Annotated in this window: 20 protein-coding genes, 4 tRNA genes and 1 pseudogene; 19 read left to right on the top strand and 6 right to left on the bottom strand. The window is 59.9% G+C overall.

The window, feature by feature from the left end:
• Positions 1 to 39 precede the first annotated feature (39 nt).
• Positions 40 to 609 carry a DUF2569 family protein gene (locus AC3CB8_RS18955; protein ID WP_023773065.1) on the top strand — a complete coding sequence of 190 codons (570 nt, stop codon included), beginning with the start codon at positions 40 to 42 and terminating at the stop codon, positions 607 to 609.
• 101 nt (positions 610 to 710) lie between these two features.
• Here the strand turns inward: AC3CB8_RS18955 and AC3CB8_RS18960 are convergent.
• Positions 711 to 786: transfer RNA gene (locus tag AC3CB8_RS18960), tRNA-Thr, on the bottom strand.
• A 153-nt stretch (positions 787 to 939) separates the two neighbouring features.
• Here AC3CB8_RS18960 and AC3CB8_RS18965 point away from each other — a divergent pair.
• From AC3CB8_RS18965 to AC3CB8_RS18975, 3 genes are all read left to right on the top strand, one after another.
• A complete protein-coding gene (locus tag AC3CB8_RS18965; RefSeq protein ID WP_023773064.1) occupies positions 940 to 1,107 on the top strand; it encodes a hypothetical protein in 168 nt (55 codons plus the stop codon).
• Between the two features lie 207 nt (positions 1,108 to 1,314).
• Positions 1,315 to 1,536, top strand: a complete 222-nt coding sequence (locus tag AC3CB8_RS18970; protein ID WP_023783937.1) for a hypothetical protein — start codon at positions 1,315 to 1,317, stop codon at positions 1,534 to 1,536.
• Between the two features lie 292 nt (positions 1,537 to 1,828).
• Positions 1,829 to 2,134: a BA14K family protein gene (locus AC3CB8_RS18975; RefSeq protein WP_023773062.1), complete on the top strand. Its 306-nt coding sequence runs from the start codon at positions 1,829 to 1,831 to the stop codon at positions 2,132 to 2,134.
• Positions 2,135 to 2,201: 67 nt separating this feature from the next.
• On the opposite strand, the gene AC3CB8_RS18980 is transcribed toward AC3CB8_RS18975, so the two are convergent.
• Positions 2,202 to 2,624, bottom strand: a complete 423-nt coding sequence (locus AC3CB8_RS18980; RefSeq protein ID WP_352563173.1) for a hypothetical protein — start codon at positions 2,622 to 2,624, stop codon at positions 2,202 to 2,204.
• 99 nt (positions 2,625 to 2,723) lie between these two features.
• Positions 2,724 to 3,545: an HTH-type transcriptional regulator BhcR gene (bhcR, locus tag AC3CB8_RS18985; RefSeq protein ID WP_352563174.1), complete on the bottom strand. Its 822-nt coding sequence runs from the start codon at positions 3,543 to 3,545 to the stop codon at positions 2,724 to 2,726.
• Positions 3,546 to 3,753: 208 nt separating this feature from the next.
• Between bhcR and gcl the strand changes: the two genes are divergently transcribed.
• From gcl to AC3CB8_RS19000, 3 genes and pseudogenes are all read left to right on the top strand, one after another.
• Positions 3,754 to 5,535, top strand: a complete 1,782-nt coding sequence (gene gcl / locus AC3CB8_RS18990) for a glyoxylate carboligase (protein ID WP_352563175.1) — start codon at positions 3,754 to 3,756, stop codon at positions 5,533 to 5,535.
• A 71-nt stretch (positions 5,536 to 5,606) separates the two neighbouring features.
• Entirely contained in the window at positions 5,607 to 6,404 is a 798-nt protein-coding gene (gene otnI / locus AC3CB8_RS18995; protein WP_352563176.1) for a 2-oxo-tetronate isomerase, read from the top strand.
• A gap of 206 nt (positions 6,405 to 6,610) precedes the next feature.
• Positions 6,611 to 7,525 (top strand): annotated as a pseudogene (locus AC3CB8_RS19000) (2-hydroxy-3-oxopropionate reductase); the annotation flags it as partial.
• 122 nt (positions 7,526 to 7,647) lie between these two features.
• Here AC3CB8_RS19000 and AC3CB8_RS19005 read toward each other — a convergent pair.
• Positions 7,648 to 8,496, bottom strand: coding sequence for a TrmH family RNA methyltransferase (locus AC3CB8_RS19005; RefSeq protein ID WP_023795144.1), 849 nt, complete (start codon positions 8,494 to 8,496; stop codon positions 7,648 to 7,650).
• Positions 8,497 to 8,696: 200 nt separating this feature from the next.
• On the opposite strand from AC3CB8_RS19005, the gene AC3CB8_RS19010 reads away from it, so the two are divergent.
• From AC3CB8_RS19010 to AC3CB8_RS19020, 3 genes are all read left to right on the top strand, one after another.
• Positions 8,697 to 8,781 (top strand) — tRNA-Tyr (locus AC3CB8_RS19010).
• Positions 8,782 to 8,866: 85 nt separating this feature from the next.
• Positions 8,867 to 8,940, top strand: a tRNA-Gly gene (locus AC3CB8_RS19015).
• Between the two features lie 465 nt (positions 8,941 to 9,405).
• Positions 9,406 to 10,173, top strand: coding sequence for a Stf0 family sulfotransferase (locus tag AC3CB8_RS19020; RefSeq protein ID WP_352563177.1), 768 nt, complete (start codon positions 9,406 to 9,408; stop codon positions 10,171 to 10,173).
• A gap of 256 nt (positions 10,174 to 10,429) precedes the next feature.
• On the opposite strand, the gene AC3CB8_RS19025 is transcribed toward AC3CB8_RS19020, so the two are convergent.
• Positions 10,430 to 10,894 carry a YidB family protein gene (locus tag AC3CB8_RS19025; protein ID WP_352563178.1) on the bottom strand — a complete coding sequence of 155 codons (465 nt, stop codon included), beginning with the start codon at positions 10,892 to 10,894 and terminating at the stop codon, positions 10,430 to 10,432.
• Positions 10,895 to 11,025: 131 nt separating this feature from the next.
• Between AC3CB8_RS19025 and AC3CB8_RS19030 the strand changes: the two genes are divergently transcribed.
• Positions 11,026 to 11,283: a GlsB/YeaQ/YmgE family stress response membrane protein gene (locus AC3CB8_RS19030; protein ID WP_015318000.1), complete on the top strand. Its 258-nt coding sequence runs from the start codon at positions 11,026 to 11,028 to the stop codon at positions 11,281 to 11,283.
• Between the two features lie 108 nt (positions 11,284 to 11,391).
• Here AC3CB8_RS19030 and AC3CB8_RS19035 read toward each other — a convergent pair whose 3' ends face one another.
• Positions 11,392 to 12,279: a DMT family transporter gene (locus AC3CB8_RS19035; protein ID WP_023773054.1), complete on the bottom strand. Its 888-nt coding sequence runs from the start codon at positions 12,277 to 12,279 to the stop codon at positions 11,392 to 11,394.
• Between the two features lie 292 nt (positions 12,280 to 12,571).
• Between AC3CB8_RS19035 and tuf the strand changes: the two genes are divergently transcribed.
• From tuf to AC3CB8_RS19075, 8 genes are all read left to right on the top strand, one after another.
• Positions 12,572 to 13,747: an elongation factor Tu gene (gene tuf / locus AC3CB8_RS19040; protein WP_015317986.1), complete on the top strand. Its 1,176-nt coding sequence runs from the start codon at positions 12,572 to 12,574 to the stop codon at positions 13,745 to 13,747.
• Between the two features lie 232 nt (positions 13,748 to 13,979).
• A complete protein-coding gene (locus AC3CB8_RS19045; protein WP_435053079.1) occupies positions 13,980 to 15,563 on the top strand; it encodes a COG3904 family protein in 1,584 nt (527 codons plus the stop codon).
• Between the two features lie 94 nt (positions 15,564 to 15,657).
• Complete coding sequence (locus tag AC3CB8_RS19050; protein ID WP_023775357.1) at positions 15,658 to 16,140, top strand: group II truncated hemoglobin; 483 nt, start codon at positions 15,658 to 15,660, stop codon at positions 16,138 to 16,140.
• A 29-nt stretch (positions 16,141 to 16,169) separates the two neighbouring features.
• Positions 16,170 to 16,721, top strand: a complete 552-nt coding sequence (locus AC3CB8_RS19055; RefSeq protein ID WP_023775356.1) for a putative glycolipid-binding domain-containing protein — start codon at positions 16,170 to 16,172, stop codon at positions 16,719 to 16,721.
• Between the two features lie 76 nt (positions 16,722 to 16,797).
• Positions 16,798 to 16,873: transfer RNA gene (locus AC3CB8_RS19060), tRNA-Trp, on the top strand.
• 652 nt (positions 16,874 to 17,525) lie between these two features.
• Positions 17,526 to 18,458: a transglutaminase family protein gene (locus AC3CB8_RS19065; protein ID WP_352567084.1), complete on the top strand. Its 933-nt coding sequence runs from the start codon at positions 17,526 to 17,528 to the stop codon at positions 18,456 to 18,458.
• 29 nt (positions 18,459 to 18,487) lie between these two features.
• The gene (locus tag AC3CB8_RS19070) at positions 18,488 to 19,213 is read left to right on the top strand and encodes an RHS repeat-associated core domain-containing protein (protein ID WP_352597174.1); all 726 of its coding nucleotides are present in this window, start codon (positions 18,488 to 18,490) and stop codon (positions 19,211 to 19,213) included.
• Positions 19,214 to 19,420: 207 nt separating this feature from the next.
• Entirely contained in the window at positions 19,421 to 19,771 is a 351-nt protein-coding gene (locus tag AC3CB8_RS19075) for a hypothetical protein (RefSeq protein ID WP_352567086.1), read from the top strand.
• Positions 19,772 to 19,812 lie beyond the last annotated feature (41 nt).

The raw sequence follows: 19,812 nt of genomic DNA on the forward strand, positions 1-19,812 counted from the left end.
CTGATACAACCTAGAGGAGCATAAGAAGGAGAAGTGTAAATGGGGACGTTTTCTATCTGGCATTGGGCGATCGTGCTGCTGTTGATCGGCGTGCCTGTTGTCTTTGCTGTCCGGTCGGCAGCGAAGCCGTCACAAAATCCTGAGGTTCTTGTGGGCTTCGGTGGCTGGCTGATGCTGCTGGCTATCGGCCAGACATTGTCACCGCTGCGCACGCTCGCCCATTTCGCCAATTCCGCCGACGGCTACCAGAAAATCATGACCCTCCCAAACGGCTCTCTGGCTGTGTACGGCGAGGTTGCCCTCAATCTGGCGTTTCTGGCGCTTCAGCTGGTGGTGCTGGTTTCAATGCTTCGGCGAAGCCGTCGATTCCCGCAATTGTTTCTCTGCCAATGGTTTGCAATTCCTGCTGTGTTTATCCTCGATACGATCTGGACTTCGTCAATTCTGGGAGTTCCGGTGAACGAGGTGCTCGCAGGCGACGCGCTGGCGACACCCATAGCTTCGTTTGTGGTGACCGGCATCTGGGCCGCTTATGTCTATAAGTCGGTGAGGGTGAGGAATACGTTCACCAGGACGAACGTGTCGGCCCAGATCGCGAGCGCTTCATAGAGGTTGTGGCGATCGTAATCGCCCCACACGGGGGGTTCGGAGGACACTCCTGCGTCAAGGGACTCGGGGTGGCCGCCACCCGGAGCTCGAAGAGAGTAGGGTGGTGCCCCCGGACGGAATCGAACCGCCGACCTTCGGTTTACAAAACCGCTGCTCTACCAGCTGAGCTACAAGGGCACGGCGCTCCGGTTAGCATATTTGTTGCGCCAGTAAAGACAAAACTCCGTTTTTGGGCATCAGCTGTGGTGGATGATGCCATAGCCGCGTGCTGAAATCTGGGAACGCGCTTCTTACATCAGGGTAAGTGCAATGCGCTGAACGGAGTGTCGCATGATCAGGCTTGTCGTCATTCTCCCTATCGTCGTCGTGGCGTGGATGCTGCTGGTGAAGCTCATCAGCGATGTGAAGAAGGCCAATGTCGACTGGACAGGTGTCACCACCATCATCGGCTTTATCGCGCTCGCCTTCTGGCTTCGGCATATCACCGGCATGGGCTGAGTGGGTGAGTAGTGAGTAGTGAGTAGTGAGTAGTGAGTAGTGAGTAGTGAGTAATTGCTACCGGTCATGGCGTGAGCCGGTACTGCCTACTCTGTTTCGCCAACAGTGCGTCAAAAAATCTCCAGATCTGTCGAACCTTTTGCCGCGGCGCGCCGACTGATCCTCGGAGGCGAATTGTCGCCTCGATCAGAGATCCAGGAGGTCATCATGTTCAAGCGCAGTTTCGTTTCCGGCATCGTCGCAATCGTCGTCGCAACCGGCGCGCTCGCCGGCACCGTTCAGTCCTCGTCGGCTCATGGCATGCATCATCATCATCGTCATTTCGACGACTACCTCTACTACCAGGATTACCCGGACTATCCCGATTACTGGTGGGTCTATGGCCATCACCATCATCGTCGCCACCACCGCCACATCATCCTCTATTGAGCGCAGCCTGGCGGCTTGATTGAAAACCAATCCAGGATAGGGCGGCTTCGGCCGCCCTTTTCTCACTGATACGGCGCCTCCTGTCGCCGTCACGGACGATGACTGATCGGCGCAAGGTGCCTGAAGCGCCGGAATGGATGATCAACGCCGGCGAGGGTCGCCGCGCCTTTTAGGCAGCGAATTCCTGCTACTTCGAAAAAATCAAAAACCCGTCGAACCTTTTTCCTTGCCGCAACGACAGATCATCAAGAGGCGGATGGCTCGCCTCTCCAAACCAAGCAAGGAGATCATCATGTTCAAGCGCACAGTCGTTTCCGGCCTCATCGCCACCACCGTCGCCGCCGCCGCTTTGGTCGGCACCGTCCAGCCCTCGGCGGCCCACTCGCATCACCACGGCCTCGGCATCGGCATCGCCGCCGGCGTCGGCGGTTTCGTTCTCGGCAGCCTGCTTGCCCAGCAGCCGCCGCGCACCGTCTATGTCGATGAAGATGGCGGTTCCTGGCACGTCCGCCGCTGCTTCGATCGCTACTCCAGCTACGACCCGGACTCCGACACCTATATCGGCCGTGACGGCTACAGCCATTACTGCCAGCTCTGAGTGGCGACGGGCGACTGGAAAGAGGGGTTGCGAGGCAGCCCCTCTTCGTCGTTTGAAGACCGTCTTTCTAGAGGTGCATCTTCGGGTCGGGGATCGGCAGACCGGCCGCGCGGCAGGTGCCGCCAATCTGAAGCCGGGCAGCCTCGGTTTCGTCGTCCATCGCGACCAGTTCAAAGCGGCTTGAAGCATCCGGGTAGACCTTGGCGATGAACGGCTTGTCGCCGACGCCGGACGAGGTTTTGGCATTGACGGTGCTGCAGACCACGATCTCCTGGCGGCCATCAAGAGTTCGCTCGCCTGCGAGCATGGTCCCGAACCTGGCGGAGGCCGAATCCGGCAGCCTTTGGCGGATACCGCCCGTGATGATCTCCTCCAGCGCGAGTGAGATCGGAATGGGATTGACCCGCTGGTCGCCGGCATCGGATCGTGGTGCCACGGCCACGCATCCGCACAGCGAAATGGCGAGCAGAAGCTGAACCACTTTCCTCATTCGCCCCCTTTCGCATGCATTCGAGCGCGACGGCAAGACGGTCAGATCCCATGCATCCGGCGGCATACAGATTTTCGGCGCGTCTAGTCTGTCCCTTGATCAGCCTGCCTTCGAGCCGCCGATCATTTTCGTCACTTCGGCCGCCGCGTCGCGCACCAGCGGGCCGATCTCGGCCAATCGCTCGGGCGTGACCCGCACCGTCGGCCCGGACACGGAAACGCCGCCGATCGGCTCGCCATACTCATTGAAGATGGCGGCGGCCACGCATCGCATGCCGGGATGGCGCTCCTCGTCGTCGACCGACCAGCCGCGATGCTTGATGACGGCCAGATCGTGGGCGAGAGCGGAGATGTCGGAAAGGGTCTTGTCGGTATAGCGCTGCAGGCCCGCCTTGCGTAGGATGGTTCCGACGCGCTCCGGTTCGAGATGCGCCAACACTGCCTTGCCGATTCCCGAGGCATGGAAAGGGCTGCGCGTGCCCGGCCGGAAGAAGGCGCGGATCGCCTGGTGCGTCTCGACCTGGTTGACGAAGACCACGCAATCGTCCTCGGCGACGCCGAGATTGGCGGTCTCGCCGGTCTTCTCCATCAGTTCCTGCATGACGATGCGGGCGCGGTCGACCAGCTTGCGGCGGCGCAGGAACGCCGCGCCCATGCGGTAGGTCTCGACGCCGATCGACCAGAGCTGGTCCGATGTATCGAATTCGACCATGCCGTGGTTTTCGAGTGTTGTCAGCATGCGGTAGGCGGTGGAGGCGGCAAGCCCGCTCTGCGCCGATATCTCGCTCAGCGACAGGCCGCTGCCTTCCGCGACAATGGCCAGGATACGCAAGGCCCGGTCGAGCGACTGCACCGAGGCAGCTTCGGCCGGACCCTTGAAGGCGCGCGGGCGGCCACGCTGACGTTTTTCGCTCGTTTCCATGGGCAGGCATTCTCGACCGTTTCTCCCAAGATGCAATGAAAAATTTTTTCATAAAATTCTCGGTGCAAATCCTGGAAAAGGGAAAATGCAACAATATCAGATGGTAAAAGCCGCTTTCTAGAAATGAAAAAATATTTTGAAAAAATTGAAAAACCAAGAAGCCGGTGACATCCTTAGCCATCCAACAATCATCTCGTGGAGGCTGGAAATGGCCAGGATGCGTGCTGTCGATGCCGCGGTTCTCGTTCTCGAAAAAGAAGGCGTCTCCTGTGCCTTCGGCGTGCCGGGTGCGGCGATCAATCCGCTGTACTCGGCATTGAAGGCGAGGGGCACGATCCGCCATGTCCTCGCCCGCCACGTCGAGGGCGCCTCGCATATGGCTGAAGGCTATACCCGCGCCAAGGCGGGCAATATCGGCCTCTGCATCGGCACGTCGGGGCCCGCCGGCACCGATATGATAACCGGGCTCTATTCGGCCGCGGCCGATTCCATTCCGATCCTGTGCATCACCGGACAGGCGCCGCGCGCGCGGCTGAACAAGGAGGATTTCCAGGCTGTCGACATCGCCGCGATCGCTGCGCCCGTCGCCAAATGGGCGGTGACGGTGATGGAGCCCTATCTGGTGCCGATGGCGCTGCAAAAAGCGTTCCATTTGATGCGCTCGTCGCGGCCGGGTCCGGTGCTGATCGACCTGCCGGTCGACGTCCAACTGGCCGAGATCGAGTTCGACATCGATGCCTATGAACCGCTGACCCCATTCAAGCCGGCGATGACGCGCGCCCAGGCCGAAAAGGCGCTGGCGATGCTCAACGCGGCCGAGAAGCCGCTGATCGTTGCCGGCGGCGGCATCATCAATGCCGACGCGTCCGACCTGTTGATCGAGTTTGCCGAGATCACGGGCGTTCCGGTCATTCCCACGCTGATGGGTTGGGGTGCGATTCCCGACGATCACCGGCTGATGGCCGGCATGTGCGGGCTGCAGACCTCGCACCGCTACGGCAACGCCACCATGCTGGAAGCCGATTTCGTCTTCGGCATCGGCAACCGCTGGGCCAACCGTCACACCGGTTCGGTTGATGTCTACACCAAGGGCAAGAAATTCATCCATGTCGACATCGAGCCCACTCAAATAGGCCGTGTCTTCGCCCCCGATCTCGGCGTCGTTTCGGATGCGGGGGCGGCACTGAAGATGCTGCTCGATGTCGCGACCGAGTGGAAGATGGCGGGCAGGCTGCGCGACTGGTCGAGCTGGGCCAGGGAATGCCAGGGCCGCAAGAAGACGATGAAGCGCAAAACCCATTTCGAACAGGTGCCGCTGAAGCCGCAGCGTGTCTACGAGGAGATGAACATGGCGTTCGGCCGTGACGTCACCTATGTCACCACCATCGGCCTGTCGCAAATCGCCGGCGCGCAGTTCCTGCATGTCTACAAGCCGCGCAACTGGATCAATTGCGGCCAGGCCGGCCCGCTCGGTTGGACCTTGCCGGCCGCACTCGGCGTGCGCGCCGCCGATCCCGAGCGCACCATCGTGGCGCTGTCGGGCGACTATGATTTCCAGTTCATGATCGAGGAACTGGCGGTCGGCGCGCAGCACAAGCTGCCCTATATCCACGTCGTCGTGAACAATGCCTATCTCGGCCTCATCCGCCAGGCGCAGCGCGGCTTTTCGATGGACTATGAGGTCAGCCTTGCCTTCGAGAACATCAACCGGGCCGACGATCCGGAGGCGGGCTATGGCGTCGACCATGTCGCGGTCGCCGAGGCGATGGGATGCAAGGCGGTCAGGGTGCGCAAGCCGGAGGAATTCGCCGGCGCCTTCAAGCAAGCGCAGCGGTTGCTGAAGGAACACCAGGTTCCAGTCGTGCTCGAATTCATTCTCGAACGGGTCACCAACATCTCGATGGGGACCGAGATCGACAAGATCACCGAATTCGAGGACCTTGCCGAACATCAGGAAGACGCGCCGACCGCGATCGTGATGCTCGACTGATTTTGTTTGAGCATCGGATTATCCCAAAACCTGTTTCCACTTTTGGGTCCGATGCTGCAGGGAGAAAAGGAATGCCGCGTTTTTCAGCCAATCTGTCGATGCTCTTTGGCGAGCATGATTTCCTCGACCGTTTCGATGCCGCCGCCCGCGCCGGCTTCAAAGGGGTCGAATATATCGGCCCTTACGATCATCCGCCCGAGGTGGTCGCCGCCCGACTGAAGAAGAACGGCCTGACACAGGTGCTGTTCAACCTGCCCGCCGGCGACTGGGCCAAGGGCGAGCGCGGCATTGCCGTGCTGCCGGACCGCGTGCCGGAATTCCGCCAGGGCATTGCCAAGGCGATCACCTACGCGCAGGCCCTTGGCTGCGGGCAGGTCAACTGCCTGGCCGGCATCGCGCCAGCCAACGTCGACCGCAAGGTGCTGGGAGATGTCTTCGCCGAGAACCTGGCTTTCGCGGCGGAGAAACTCGACCAAGCCGGCATCAAGCTGCTGATCGAGCCGATCAACACCCGCGATATCCCGGGCTTCTTCCTCAACTACTCGGACCAGGCGCTGGCGCTGATCGACCGCGTCGGCTCGAAGAACCTATACCTGCAATATGACATCTACCACATGCAGATCATGGAGGGGGATCTCGCCCGTAAGATCGAGGAAAACCTCGGCCGCATCGCGCATATCCAGCTTGCGGACAATCCCGGCCGTCACGAGCCGGGTACGGGCGAGATCAACTATCCCTTCCTCTACGAGCATATCGACCGGATTGGTTATTCCGGCTGGATCGGCGCGGAGTACAAGCCGAAGGCAGGGACGGAAGCCGGTCTGGGGTGGTTCAGGGAACTGACCGGGCAGGGAAGTGCCGCGGCGTAGCCGTCGGAATTTCGTAGAACTCGCGTTCGCGCCCCCCTGGCCATCTCCCCACGAGGGGGGATCGAAAAGCATCAGGGCTTTCGCCAACCTCCGACGTTGCAGGGGCGAGCGACGCGCCGAAGCTGCCAATCTCCCCACCTGTGGCGAAGATGGCTGGCAGGCCAGAAGGGGCGCCACAGAACGCGGCCTAACACGGACGGAGAACACACATGGAAACTATCGGCTTCATCGGGCTGGGCATCATGGGTGCGCCGATGGCGGGGCATCTGCTGGCGGCCGGCTACAACGTCATCGCCAGCGACCACCGCTCAAGACCACCGGCCGATCTCGTCGCCAAGGGTCTGAAGTCGGTCGCCGGCCATGCCGCCGTCGCGAGCGCCGCCGAGATCATCATCCTGATGGTTCCCGACACCCCGCAGGTGGCGGATGTACTGTTCGGCGACAACGGCGTCGCGTCCGGACTGACAAAGGGCAAGCTGGTGATCGACATGAGTTCGATCTCGCCGATCGAGACCAAGGAATTCGCCAAAAGGATCAACGATCTCGGTTGCTACTATCTCGACGCGCCGGTTTCCGGCGGCGAGGTCGGCGCCAGGGCGGCTTCGCTCACCATCATGGTCGGTGGTGAGGAACCAGCCTTCGAGCGCGCAAAACCCGTGTTCGAGAAAATGGGCAAGAACATCACTTTGGTGGGGCCCAATGGTGTCGGCCAGACCACCAAGGTGGCCAACCAGATCGTCGTCGCGCTGACCATTGAAGCCGTCGCCGAAGCGCTTGTTTTTGCATCGAAAGCGGGGGCCGACCCAGCCAAGGTCAGGCAGGCGCTGATGGGCGGGCTGGCCGCCTCGCGCATTCTCGAAGTGCATGGCGAGCGCATGGTCAAGCGCACCTTCGCGCCGGGCTTCCGCATCGAACTGCACCAGAAGGACCTCAACCTGGCGCTGGAGGGAGCAAAGGCGCTTGGTGTGTCGCTGCCCAACACTTCGACCACCCAGCAACTGTTCAATTCCTGCGCCGCCAATGGCGGCGCGAAGGAAGATCACTCCGCGCTGGTCAGGGCGCTGGAGCGGATGGCGAATTTCGAAATCGGCAAGGAGGCAAAAGAAATCAAAGCGGCATAGGTCGGAAGAGGGCGGCTCAACGTTCCCAAGCCGTCAACTTCTGTCTTAACCCAGCAACGGGTTCCGGCAAGCATCGCCGGGACCCGTTTTGATTTCTGGCGGGAGGCGCTTGCCGCTTCCTGTCAGCCGCGCTTCAGAAATGCCCGCGCCGCATAAAGGCTCACCGCCGCTGCGTTCGAGACATTGAGCGAGCGGATGGCGCCGGGCATGTCGAGGCGGGCCAGCGTCGTCACCGTCTCGCGCGTCTTCTGCCGCAGGCCCTTGCCCTCGGCGCCGAGCACCAAGGCGATCCTGTCGCCGGCAAAGCTGGTTTCGAGCTCAGCCGGCCCGTCCGAATCGAGCCCGATGGTCTGGAAGCCCGCTTCGTGCAACTGGCCGAGCGCATCGGCGAGGTTCTTCACCTCGACCTGATCGATATGCTCAAGCGCACCGGAGGCGGATTTTGCCAGCACGCCTGACTCCTGCGGGCTGTGGCGCGCCGTGGTGATCAGCGCGCCAGCGCCGAAAGCGACCGCCGAACGCAGGATGGCGCCGACATTGTGCGGGTCGGTGACCTGGTCGAGCACCAGCACCAGCCTTGTGTCGCCAAGTGCGTCGAGGCCCTTGGGCTTCAGCGGCTCGGCCTCAATCAGCACCCCCTGGTGCACGGCGTCCGATCCGGTAATCTTGTCGATGTCCCTGGGTTCGACCAGTTCAGCCCTGAAGGGCAGGGCGGCGAGATCGGCGATCTCGAGCCGTTCGGCCGCATTGCGCGTCACCAGTATTTTCTTGATCCGGCGGCGGGGATTGTCGAGTGCCGCGCGCACCGTATGCAGGCCATAGAGCCGCACCAGCCCGTTGGCAACGTTTTCGCCTGGTGGCACTGGTTGCCGTGGCTTGAACGCCGGCGCGCCGCCGCTCTTCTCGTCGCGAAAGGCGCGGCGCAGCTTGGCGTAATGGGTGTCTTTGGGAGTGTTGGAATTGTTGCTCATGGCCGGCTTCTATAGCCGTCTCCTCCGGCCAAGGATATGCCCTGTCGCCGCAGCCGGCGAACAACATCGAAAAACCGTGGCCGCGCGGTTGACACCCAATGGCCTTGCCGCCATAAGGCGCTTCGCTGGTTTCGGAGAAGACATCTATCTCGGGTCCGGATCGGCAAGAATACCTCGTTGCATGGCTCCGGCGGCAGACTGGAGAGGTGCCCGAGTGGTTAAAGGGGACGGACTGTAAATCCGTTAGCTTAGCTTACGTTGGTTCGAATCCAACCCTCTCCACCACTGCCGGCCCGGAAGCCTGGACGTAAGGATCGGACCGAAAAGGGCATGGCGCTTTTCGGGTGAATCCGGTACTTCAGTGCAAGGTGCGGGTATAGCTCAGTGGTAGAGCAGCAGCCTTCCAAGCTGAATATGCGGGTTCGATTCCCGCTACCCGCTCCAGATATCTTTGAATCGCTATTGAAATCGTTTCTTTTGAAATGCGCCGTGTCACGCGTGTCAGTGGCGTGTACTGCCTCAATTTGGCCCTAGCATCGGCAACCCTGCGATTGTTGTCGAGATCACCGTTACGGACATCGCCTTGGGTTGTTTTCGACGTGATGTGACCGGCCATCTGATGATTGCCGGCGCGGGAGGTTGACAAGGCTCCCAGGCGCAAGGCAGTTTGCCGCCCTGGGTAAAGCGAGGGAGCATCACAATGAAGAAAACCTACCAGAAGCCCGTCTTGACTAGGCGTGAACGTTTGTCCGCTGTTACGGCAGGGACTTCTTCGTCGATTATCGACAAGGGGCCGGTCGGCTAACTGAAAGATCTGTCGTTACACCCGCCCGCTGGCTCACGCCGGCGGGCTTTTTTCGTTTTGGGGAACGCTGATGGAGTGCGATATAAGGGGCATGGGGGGTATTGATGCGGGGTGTTGCAATTTTAACCGAAGGGAGAAGCGGATCGAACTGGTTGGGAAGCCTGACAAATGCAACTGGCCTGATGGGCCGATCGGAGGAATGGCTAGATCCAGCCTATCTGCGCTTCAAGCCTCGCAGCTACGATGCTCTCGAAAAGGCGGTTATCGCGAAAGGATCGACCGACAACGGGCGGTTTGCCATCAAGTTATTCCCGCGCCATCTGATCTGGTGCAGGGAGACATTCGGAATGGATATCTTATTCCAGATTCGAAGCATTCACGGCCTGCAATTTATTGTGCTGGAACGTCGCGACCGAATTCAGCAAGCGATTTCGTTCTACCGCGCCAGGATGTCCGGTGTGTGGACCAGCCGGCACGAAGGCAAGGTCAAGCCTCGCGCTGTTCACTACAACTTTGCCGACATTAGCCAGGCATATTTCCAAATTGACCGGAGCTATGCGTTCTGGAAATCCTACCTGCAACTTTCAGGATTGGATTTTCGGCACTTCGTCTACGAGGATTTGCAACAAGACCCAAAGCCCTACCTGAAAGCCATGGCGGATTTTATGGGTGTCCAGGTTCCGGAAGACGTCGCCAAATCGAAGTTCACCATCCAGCGGGATAACGTCACGGAAGCATGGATGGTGCGCTTCCGGGAGGACGCCGCAGCCAAAGGCGCCATCGAGGGCATCAGAGAGATGGCGGTGCCTAGAACGCTCGACAATCTCGCCCGCTTTGCACTGAAGCGGCCGCTTGTCCGTAAGCGGTTCTGATCATTGGCACCTTGCGCCCAACAGTCATTTCATTTCCGTGTCGGAATGGAATGACTGTATCACCTTCCCGCTATTGTGACACGCGCATCAGAACTGAGTGACACGGCGCATTGATTTCGTTGCGTGCCGAGAGCCTTCCAAGCTGAATATGCGGGTTCGATTCCCATACCCGCTCCAGATTTTTCCACTTTACAACCGGCAAGCCGAAACACCGCGCGGCAGGCGCGCAGCGCTTCAGGCATTGGTGTACGCCGCGTCAGCTGTTGAAGGCGGAGGCGACCTGGTGCTGTTGCGGTAGCTGGCCGTTCGGGGTCAGCTTGTCGACGATGCCGGGCAAGGCGGCCGATAGCTGCTTGAGCAGCTCCTGCTCGTCGAGCCCCGTCCTTTGGGCGATCTCGCGAATGACCTGCGGTCCGATCGCGTTGCCCAGCTCATTGGCGTTGATCGACTGGTTCTGCCCGGTGCCGACCCAGGAGTCGGCGACGTTGCCATGGCCGGCGTTCTTGAGCTTGTCGAGCAGCCCGCCCAGTCCGCCGAGCAGCCCACCGTCACCTGACCCGGTCCCGACGGGCGTGGGATCGGCGGGCGCGGGCGCTTGAGCCTGGTCCGGCTGTTCGGCGCTTCTGCCGCTCAGCATCTTTCCAACCAGCAGCGCACCGAGCGCGATCATCAGCGGTTTGGTGATATTGCCGCCGGGAACGGCGTTGTCAAAAAGTCCCATAGTGGATCCTCCATCTCAACCAAGCCTAGCCCACCTTCAACAATGGCGCATTCGGGCGGAATTTCAAGCTGGCTTGAGCTTTTGACAATCATATGAAAATGTCCGGGTGGCGGAGGAATGGAGAGGAAAAAATGGGTATCATCAGCTGGATCATTCTGGGCGTAATTGCCGGGTTCATTGGCAGTAAGATCGTCAACAAGACCGGTCAGGGCATGATCATGGATATCGTGCTCGGCATTGTCGGCGCCATAGTTGGCGGCCTGATCTTCAGCGCCTTCGGTGCTTCGGGTGTGACCGGTCTCAACATCTATAGCCTGATCGTCGCCGTCGTGGGCGCCGTCGTGGTGTTGTGGGCCTATCATCAGTTCGCGGGCAAGCGGACGATCTAGTCGCGATCGGCAGACTATCGGCTGCCGAATCCTGAATTGCGATGGTCCGCCGTCGGTGCTGCCTGCACTCACGGCGTTGGTCTGGTTATGCCGGTGCGCCGCCGCGGATCAGGCGACCACGGCCAGCCGACGCTTGCGCTGGTCCAGCGACACGATGGTCAGCCCGCTGGCGACAACCAGCAGGATGCCGCAGACCGCCAGTGCATTGGGGAATTGCCCGAACACCAGCAGGCCCGAAATGACGGCCCAGACCGTGAAGCAGTAGTAGAACGGCGCCACCGCGCCTGTCGGCCCGACGCGATAAGCCATGAAGATGAAGAAGTGGCCGAAAATCAGGAAGAAACCGGCTCCGGCCATCAGCATCAGATGGTGCGCCTCCGGCGCCACCCAGCGCTCGGAAACCAGATGCGCGGCGCCTGCGCCGATCAGGACCACGACGACCGCCGAGATCGCCACGATCATTCCTGGCACTTCGGCGGCGATCTTGCGGCCGGCCAGATCGCGCGCGGCTGCGAATGTCGCGTTGCCGAGCGCCAGCAAGGCGTAGACCGAAATGCCTTGCATGGTCGGCTGCGCCACCATCAGCGCACCGATGAAGCCCAGCCCGATCAGCGCCATGCGTTGGCCGCCGATTCGCTCGCCAAACAGGATCGAGGAGCCGACCAGCATCAGCAGCGGCGTGATCTGCCCCAACGCGGTGGAATCGGCGATCTGCATGTTGGCGAGCGCGACGACGTAACAGAGGATCGCCGCCAGTTCGAGGAGGTTCCTGCGCAGCACCCGCCTGTCGAAGATCAGCGGGATCTGCTTGCCGTAGCCGAGCGCAAACAACAGCGGAAGGCCCCACAGCGTTGCCGCGGCACCACGCAGGAAGAGCACTTCGTAGGAGGGCAAACCCGACGTGGCGAGCTTCATCATCGTGTCGTTGACCAAATACGACCCGGTCGAGACGATCATGAACAGCGGGCCGCGAACGGCAGTCGGGATGAAATGCATCGGCGCAGGAAATCAGACGCGGATCGCCGCCGCAATGGGCCATGAACCGCTGATAAATCCGACAGCGACTGACGTGCAGGCCTGAGCAATCCTCGCGTCGCTCCCTCGGTTTCGCCCATTCCATTTTCAACGACGGATCCCTATATCAGCGCTACACCCCCGCAATCGGATCATGGGTTCTCGCCGAGTGAGATGGCGCCCGGGCAAAAGACGCTTGTGTTTTTTGGCCTTTGTCGCTAATCGCCCCGCATTCGACTGAACTGAAGGTCCAGGCCGTCCAAGGAAAGAGACTATGGCAAAAGGTAAATTCGAGCGCACCAAGCCTCATGTGAACATCGGCACGATTGGTCACGTCGACCATGGCAAGACGTCGCTGACGGCGGCGATCACCAAGTATTTTGGCGAATACAAGCGCTATGACCAGATTGATGCGGCGCCTGAAGAGAAGGCGCGCGGCATCACGATCTCGACGGCTCACGTCGAATACGAGACCGCCAACCGCCACTATGCCCACGTCGATTGCCCCGGCCACGCCGACTATGTGAAGAACATGATCACCGGTGCCGCGCAGATGGACGGCGCGATCCTGGTCGTGTCGGCCGCCGACGGCCCGATGCCGCAGACCCGCGAGCATATCCTGCTGGCCCGTCAGGTCGGCGTGCCGTCGATCGTGGTGTTCCTGAACAAGGTCGACCAGGTCGACGACGCCGAGCTGCTCGAACTGGTCGAGCTCGAGGTTCGCGAATTGCTGTCGAAGAACGAATTCCCCGGCGACGACATTCCGATCGTCAAGGGTTCGGCGCTTGCCGCTCTGGAAGATTCGGACAAGAAGATCGGCGAGGACGCGATCCGCGAACTGATGGCTGCGGTCGACGCTTACATCCCGACGCCGGTTCGTCCGCTGGACAAGCCGTTCCTGATGCCGATCGAGGACGTGTTCTCGATTTCGGGCCGCGGCACGGTCGTCACCGGCCGCGTCGAGCGCGGCGTGGTCAAGGTCGGCGAGGAACTGGAGATCATCGGCATCCGTCCGACGACCAAGACGACCTGCACGGGCGTGGAAATGTTCCGCAAGCTGCTCGACCAGGGTCAGGCTGGCGACAACATCGGCGCGCTGCTGCGCGGCGTTGACCGTGAAGGTGTCGAGCGCGGCCAGGTTCTGGCCAAGCCGGGCACGGTGAAGCCGCACAAGAAGTTCGTGGCCGAAGCCTACATCCTGACCAAGGACGAAGGCGGCCGTCATACGCCGTTCTTCACCAACTACCGTCCGCAGTTCTACTTCCGCACGACCGACGTGACCGGCATCGTGTCGCTGCCGGAAGGCACCGAGATGGTGATGCCCGGCGACAACATCACGGTCGATGTCGAGCTGATCGTGCCGATCGCCATGGAAGAGAAGCTGCGCTTCGCCATCCGTGAAGGCGGCCGCACCGTCGGTGCCGGCATCGTCGTCACCATCAAGGAATAATCGATCCGGCTGCTGCCGGTCTCGAACACGAAAGGGCGGTCTTCGGGCCGCCCTTTCTCGTTTCACACGCCTCGCAACGAAAGCATTGCGCGCTTGTTTCAAAGCTGTTGCAAGCGCCATGGCTGCAACTAGTATAGGTTGCACCGAGGGAGCTTTGCCGACAGTGGTTTCAAGGCACCGTTTCGATGGGAAGGCATGGCGGTTGTGGGCACTGGTTTGTCTCGCCGTCGCCATGGCACTGCCCGTTTTGATAGCGCGAGCGGAGGATGGGCCTCTCGACATCCCGCCTATGCGCTTCGTCGTGGTGCGCAGCAACGCTCCGGGATGCGAACCCAACTGTCCTGAATGGATATCGGCGGACGGCACCATCGACGCGGGCACGCCGTCGCTCCTCAAGCGCACGCTCAAGGCGCTCAGGGGAAGGCAATTGCCGGTCGTCGTCAATTCGCCCGGCGGTAACGTCGACGCCGCGCTGGCACTCGGCCGGATGATCCGCAAGAACAAGCTCGATATCGCCGTCGGCGTGACGGTTTTTTCCGGTTGCCAGCCGGAAGCGAAAAACTGCGGGGATAACAAGGGCAAGAGTGCCGATTATTTCGGGGCGGCCTATGACGACGGAGCCATGTGCAATTCGGCCTGTCCGCTAATGTTTTCCGGCGGTGTCCGCCGCGTCGTTGGGGATTTCGGCTATCTCGGTGTCCACCAGATCACCACCACATACCAGCGGGAGAAGCTGCTCTACCGGACCACGTACCGGATCGTGAACGGCAGGAAGAAGATCATCAGCACCAAGGTGGTCAGCCGCAAAAACGCTGGCAGCTACAAAACCTACGAGATGAGCAGGACCGTCGAGAAGACGCTTTCGGCGTACCTGAAGGAAATGGGGATAGCAGACGGCGTACTGGAAGTCATGAAAGCCACGCCGGCCAGTGAGATTCGTCAGATTCCGCTCGATGACATGGTGATGATGAAGTTGGTCACCAGCCGGGACGCAGTGGACCTGTTGACCACGGTAAGCCTCTGCGGCCTGGCCCAGCCGGCCACGAACTGCCGGCAAATAGCTGGACCCGCAAGCAAGACGACGCCATCGGCCGCAGCCAGGCCAATGGCTGCCGTAACCGTTCAAGCGGAAACCGCGAAGGCCGGCGGGGACATGCGGTTTGTCGTCGTTCGCGGCAGCAATCCGCTGTGCAATCCCGACTGTCCGGAATGGATATCGGCCGAAGGTGCGATCACGAACCGGGCGCCGGGGAAGCTGCGGCAGTTGCTGGCCACCCTTGGCAATCGGCGGCTGCCTATCGTCATCAGCTCACACGGAGGCGACCTGCCCAGCGCTCTCGCAATGGGACGGCTTATCCATGAAAGAAAGCTCGACATCGCCGTTGCCCGGACGGATTTCGTCGACTGTGACCCCGGCGCGTGGAACTGCCTGGCCACGGAAGGAGCCTATGCCGGATTGAGCATCGATGCGGGGGTGGAGTGTGATTCCGGCTGTGCGTTAGTGGTCGCCGGCGGCGCCAGGCGGCTTGTCGGTCCCCGGGCGCGGCTCAGCCTATATCCGATGGGACAGAAGCTGGTGGTCAAGGCCTACCTCGACGAGATGGCGATCGGCCCCGCTCTGTTCGCAACAATCGAACGACGCTCGACCGAGGGGCAACTTGACCCAGACGCCATGCTCAAGCTTGGACTGACAACAGGACCGCAATCGGTCGACGCGCTGACCGGCTCCACGACTTGCAAGGCTGTTGCCAAGCCCGACAATTGCCTGGGCCTGCCAGCCGCCAATGCACAGGCCGACGCGCCCGCAAGGCTGTAGAGCACGGTGATGTCGGGGGGAACTGCCCATCGAGGCAGGTTGAGCCGTATCCGATTTCCGCTATCGTCGCGGCGGGGCCGGCGAAGGATCGAGAATGAGCCAGGACGTTCCGACACTCTATGAATGGGCCGGAGGCGGCGAGGCGCTGAACCGGCTGACGCAAACCTTCTACGACAAGGTGGCGCAAGATCCGGTGGTTGGCCCGGTCTTCAAGCACATGTCGCCGGACCACCCCGCCCATGTCGCGGCCTTCATCGGCGAGGTCTTCGGCGGACCGAAAACCTACAGCGAAACCTTTGGCGGCCACCGCGAAATGGTCATGCATCATGTGGGCAAGCACCTCACCGAGGCGCAGCGCCGTCGCTGGATCAATCTTCTCGCCGACGCGGCGGATGAGGTCGGTCTGCCGGACGATCCAGAATTCCGTTCAGCCTTCATGGGCTACGTCGAATGGGGATCTCGGCTGGCCAAGATGAATTCCAATCTCGGCGAGACCTGCGATCCCGAGACCGAACCGATGCCAGCCTGGGGGTGGGGCGTGCCTGGCGGACCGTACCGGGTGCCGGACGCAAAATAGCTTCGGCTGCCGGGGGAGGTGGACGATTGATGCCGCAAGATGCAAAGATCGTGCGCTGGCGCGAGTGGGATGGGCCCGGCTCCGAACATCTTGTGCTGCGGGAGCACGCGGGGCGGTTGCTGGCCGATTCGGTCGTTATCCGCTCGGGCGAAACGCCATTTGCGGTCCGCTACCGCATCGCCTGCGATGCCGGCTGGCGCGCCGAGAGTGTCATTGTCAATGTGATCGGTGATAACCGGACACTTGTCCTGGCGTCCGATGGCGATGGTCAGTGGACCAGGGACGGCTTGGCGATGCCCGAGCTTGCCGGCGTGCTCGACCCGGACCTCACCGTCACGCCCTTCACCAACACGCTGCCGATCCGGCGCCTGGCGCTCGCGGCCGGCCAGAGTGGGGAAATCACCACCGCCTTCATCGAATTCCCGGCACTCACTGTCGTGCGCAACCCGCAGCGCTACACGTGCCTCGAAGCGGGCCGGCGATACCTCTATGAATCGCGCGCCAGCGACTTCAGGCGGGAGCTGGAGATCGATGCCGAGGGGCTGGTCGTCGACTATCCCGATTTCTGGCGCAGGGGTTAAGCACGTTTGCCTGCAAACCGCTCTTTACAGAGCGCACGGAAGCTTTTAGGAAGCGCCTGCGCTGAAGCGCGCGTGTACGGGCATAGCTCAGTTGGTAGAGCGGCGGTCTCCAAAACCGCAGGTCGTAGGTTCGAGCCCTGCTGCCCGTGCCATTCTCAATGAAAGAGGATGGTCTCTCAAGTTGTGCTACTTCGACAGGATAGAAGCCTCAATCTAGGTCAAAGACTTGGCCTCGTTCTTCGCCACCCACCTCTTCTGATCGATGCCACCCCAACCAAATTGGCTCCGAAATGTGGCCGTGCTGGATGAGCGCGTCTAGAAGCGTTTGCGCAAGCCAAGACGGCTCGGGTGCCAGCGGACCATTGTCGATATAGCAATCGACCCTGGAGTGCGGAAAATACCCTTCCGGCTGAATCTGCGGCCGCCATGCGTAAAATCGTCCAACAGGAGTGCTTACCGACCCTCCAGCTTTGTTGCGCGATATGTAGAGAATCACTCCATGCCGAAACAAATCATCTGCATCCGATACGACATAGTAGTCAGGGCTTAAGTTCAAGCCGGTCATCACGAGACGATATTCAGTTTGGCCAGAGCTGTCTAGGCGCGCGCTCGTCTTTGCAACCACCAGGCCCGGTCCTAGCGCAGGTTGCCGTTTCTATACACAGGAATTGTCCACAGATTTGTTGCAATGACAGGAACTGTCGTCTCTATCTCTGTTTGGCCGAATAGGGGTATCAATCCTGCACTTGCGGTCGGGAGCCGGCGTGTATGATTACACGGCTAATATATGGAATTATCTTTGCGTTGCTGCTCAGCCTAACTGTCGGCGGCACGGCCGCAGCCGATCAATTGCCGGTCTCAAACCCGGCGAGTTTCGTGCGCACCCTACTTGAAAGTGAGATTGACTTTGCCCGCGCCAAGCTAGCAGTGGACAAATTCATCGATCCCTCGGTTGACGAAGCGGCCACGCTTGCGGAACTCGATGGCATGGTGGCGACGGTCAACAAGATGCTCGGCACGCTCCCACCCGAGTCTGCGTCCACCAGCATGGAAAAGATGAAGGCCCTTCGCACATTTCTGTATGAAGGTGGCTGGTGGAACAATGGGCGACCATTCCAGTACGATCTCTCCGACCCCTATGGCCAGCAACCTGGGGCGCAAAGGCTTTCCAACTATCTAGTTACTCGAAAGGGTAACTGCGTCTCGATGCCGACGCTGTTTCTCGCCTTGGGCGAGCGGTTAGGACTGAATCTGACGTTGTCTACGGCCCCACTCCACGTCTTCGTGAAATTCACCGATGAAGCGACGGGCAAGACATGGAACCTGGAAACCACCAGCGGAGGGGGGCTTACGCGGGACGATTGGTATCGGCAAAAGGTGCCGATGACCGATGAAGCGATTGCCAACGGCGTCTATCTCAAGACGCTGTCACGCCGGGAAGCCCTGTCGATCATCGCGACGTCAGTCCTCGACAACCTGATCGCCACCGGCCGCAACGAGGATGCAATCGCCGTAGCTGATGTGTTGATCAAAGCCTATCCCGCCAACGCCTACACGTTGGTCAAGAAAGGGACGGCCTACTACCGGCTGCTCGATGTCAACATCATCAAAAAGTATCCGAAGCAGAGCGACATTCCGGCCGAAATGATCGCCTACGCGAACGATCTTTATAGGGCCAATCAAGACGCTTTCGCCAAAGCCGAGGCTCTCGGCTGGCGCGAGCCGAAGCTGAATTAGATACCGGGATGATTTGAGAGGGGCAGGGTATGACGACGAGATTTAGCGCTGCGAAAATCACTAAACGCTTACTGGCGGCGCTGCTAGCCATCTCCATGGTGGTTTCCGGCACGGCTACAGCCTCTGCGACATCAGCATACAGCCTGCGTGTGTTACCGCCACACAGCCCAGGCCCTGAAGTCCAGCGTGTCCGATTCATTTCACCTGATCCGACGGATCCGACCGTCCCTAGCGTTGGCACTAACCGATACGCCTACGCTCAAAATGACCCAATCAACAAGAGTGATCAGAATGGTCTCTGCCCTATTTGCATAGGGTTTGGGATCGCTGTGGGTGCGGTAATGTCGTACTTCAGCGGTACGACGGAGGCAAATACCCCGGAAACGCCAGACGATGTCTCGCAAACAAGCGAAACCATGGCTATGGCCAACATGGCCCTTGGTGCGACGGCGGCAGGTCCGGCCCGCAGCTTGGCTATGTCCATGGCTACGAATGCTGAGCGGGCTAGTTTCAGCTTTGCCCAAAAGACATACAGTGAAACTTTTAGTGCCATTTGCAGAGATAAATATTCCGCTCTCTCCAAGAGTACGATTAGAACCATCGACGATCTTTCGTCAGCAATTAAAAGTGGTAAAATTGACCCCAGTAAAATTACTGTTGACGTAGGAAAAATAAATGGAAGGGTTATATTGTTAATACGAGAACAGCAACAGCCCTTGAGAGGGCTGGCGTCCCGCGGTCAAAATGGTCCATAAGTGACATAACGAAAACGGATAAGGATGCTATGGATCGGTTGGCCGCTCAGCTCGAAAGGAACAATATATCCCCAGGCGAAACGGTTTCGAGCCCATCCAGCAGTTCCACGTCGTCGGGAGGGAATGCCTCGACCAAATCAAACGGAGGGGGGCTCCTCGGAGCGATTGGACGAGCTACTGGCCTCTGGTAAAATTTAGGAAGATACCATGCAGGAATTTTTGCGCCTCCCGTTAGATACAAGCGGATACGGAGATTTCGCGGCATCTTATGTGGGATCGAATGCGAAAGTACAGTTTCGATATAAATCTAGAGGAACCGATCTTGTTGCGGAGATAGGTTTTACGTTCTGCATATCCATGGAAATTAACGGGAATCTTTCATCTCAAAAGAGCCTTCCGTACGATACAATACTCTTTGAGATAGAGAATAATCCAAGAGTGGACGGAATATATAGGTACAACTTCATGCTCAGTGGGAGCGATTTTCAATTTTCGGTTGTTGCAAAAAAATGTACATTCGTAGAGTCAATAGATTCTGGCGTAATGATTGGAGTCTGATCGCCGGATGTCTTTATAATAGTTGTTGGATAAAGGAAAAG

Source organism: Mesorhizobium sp. P160927 (genome assembly GCF_057766385.1).

Coding starts and splice junctions, on each gene's coding strand:
- AC3CB8_RS18955 (WP_023773065.1), top strand. CDS start 40: ATGGGGACGTTTTCTATCTGGCATTGGGCGATCGTGCTGCTGTTGATC.
- AC3CB8_RS18965 (WP_023773064.1), top strand. CDS start 940: ATGATCAGGCTTGTCGTCATTCTCCCTATCGTCGTCGTGGCGTGGATG.
- AC3CB8_RS18970 (WP_023783937.1), top strand. CDS start 1,315: ATGTTCAAGCGCAGTTTCGTTTCCGGCATCGTCGCAATCGTCGTCGCA.
- AC3CB8_RS18975 (WP_023773062.1), top strand. CDS start 1,829: ATGTTCAAGCGCACAGTCGTTTCCGGCCTCATCGCCACCACCGTCGCC.
- AC3CB8_RS18980 (WP_352563173.1), bottom strand. CDS start 2,624: ATGAGGAAAGTGGTTCAGCTTCTGCTCGCCATTTCGCTGTGCGGATGC.
- bhcR (WP_352563174.1), bottom strand. CDS start 3,545: ATGGAAACGAGCGAAAAACGTCAGCGTGGCCGCCCGCGCGCCTTCAAG.
- gcl (WP_352563175.1), top strand. CDS start 3,754: ATGGCCAGGATGCGTGCTGTCGATGCCGCGGTTCTCGTTCTCGAAAAA.
- otnI (WP_352563176.1), top strand. CDS start 5,607: ATGCCGCGTTTTTCAGCCAATCTGTCGATGCTCTTTGGCGAGCATGAT.
- AC3CB8_RS19005 (WP_023795144.1), bottom strand. CDS start 8,496: ATGAGCAACAATTCCAACACTCCCAAAGACACCCATTACGCCAAGCTG.
- AC3CB8_RS19020 (WP_352563177.1), top strand. CDS start 9,406: ATGCGGGGTGTTGCAATTTTAACCGAAGGGAGAAGCGGATCGAACTGG.
- AC3CB8_RS19025 (WP_352563178.1), bottom strand. CDS start 10,894: ATGGGACTTTTTGACAACGCCGTTCCCGGCGGCAATATCACCAAACCG.
- AC3CB8_RS19030 (WP_015318000.1), top strand. CDS start 11,026: ATGGGTATCATCAGCTGGATCATTCTGGGCGTAATTGCCGGGTTCATT.
- AC3CB8_RS19035 (WP_023773054.1), bottom strand. CDS start 12,279: ATGCATTTCATCCCGACTGCCGTTCGCGGCCCGCTGTTCATGATCGTC.
- tuf (WP_015317986.1), top strand. CDS start 12,572: ATGGCAAAAGGTAAATTCGAGCGCACCAAGCCTCATGTGAACATCGGC.
- AC3CB8_RS19045 (WP_435053079.1), top strand. CDS start 13,980: ATGGCACTGCCCGTTTTGATAGCGCGAGCGGAGGATGGGCCTCTCGAC.
- AC3CB8_RS19050 (WP_023775357.1), top strand. CDS start 15,658: ATGAGCCAGGACGTTCCGACACTCTATGAATGGGCCGGAGGCGGCGAG.
- AC3CB8_RS19055 (WP_023775356.1), top strand. CDS start 16,170: ATGCCGCAAGATGCAAAGATCGTGCGCTGGCGCGAGTGGGATGGGCCC.
- AC3CB8_RS19070 (WP_352597174.1), top strand. CDS start 18,488: ATGACGACGAGATTTAGCGCTGCGAAAATCACTAAACGCTTACTGGCG.
- AC3CB8_RS19075 (WP_352567086.1), top strand. CDS start 19,421: ATGCAGGAATTTTTGCGCCTCCCGTTAGATACAAGCGGATACGGAGAT.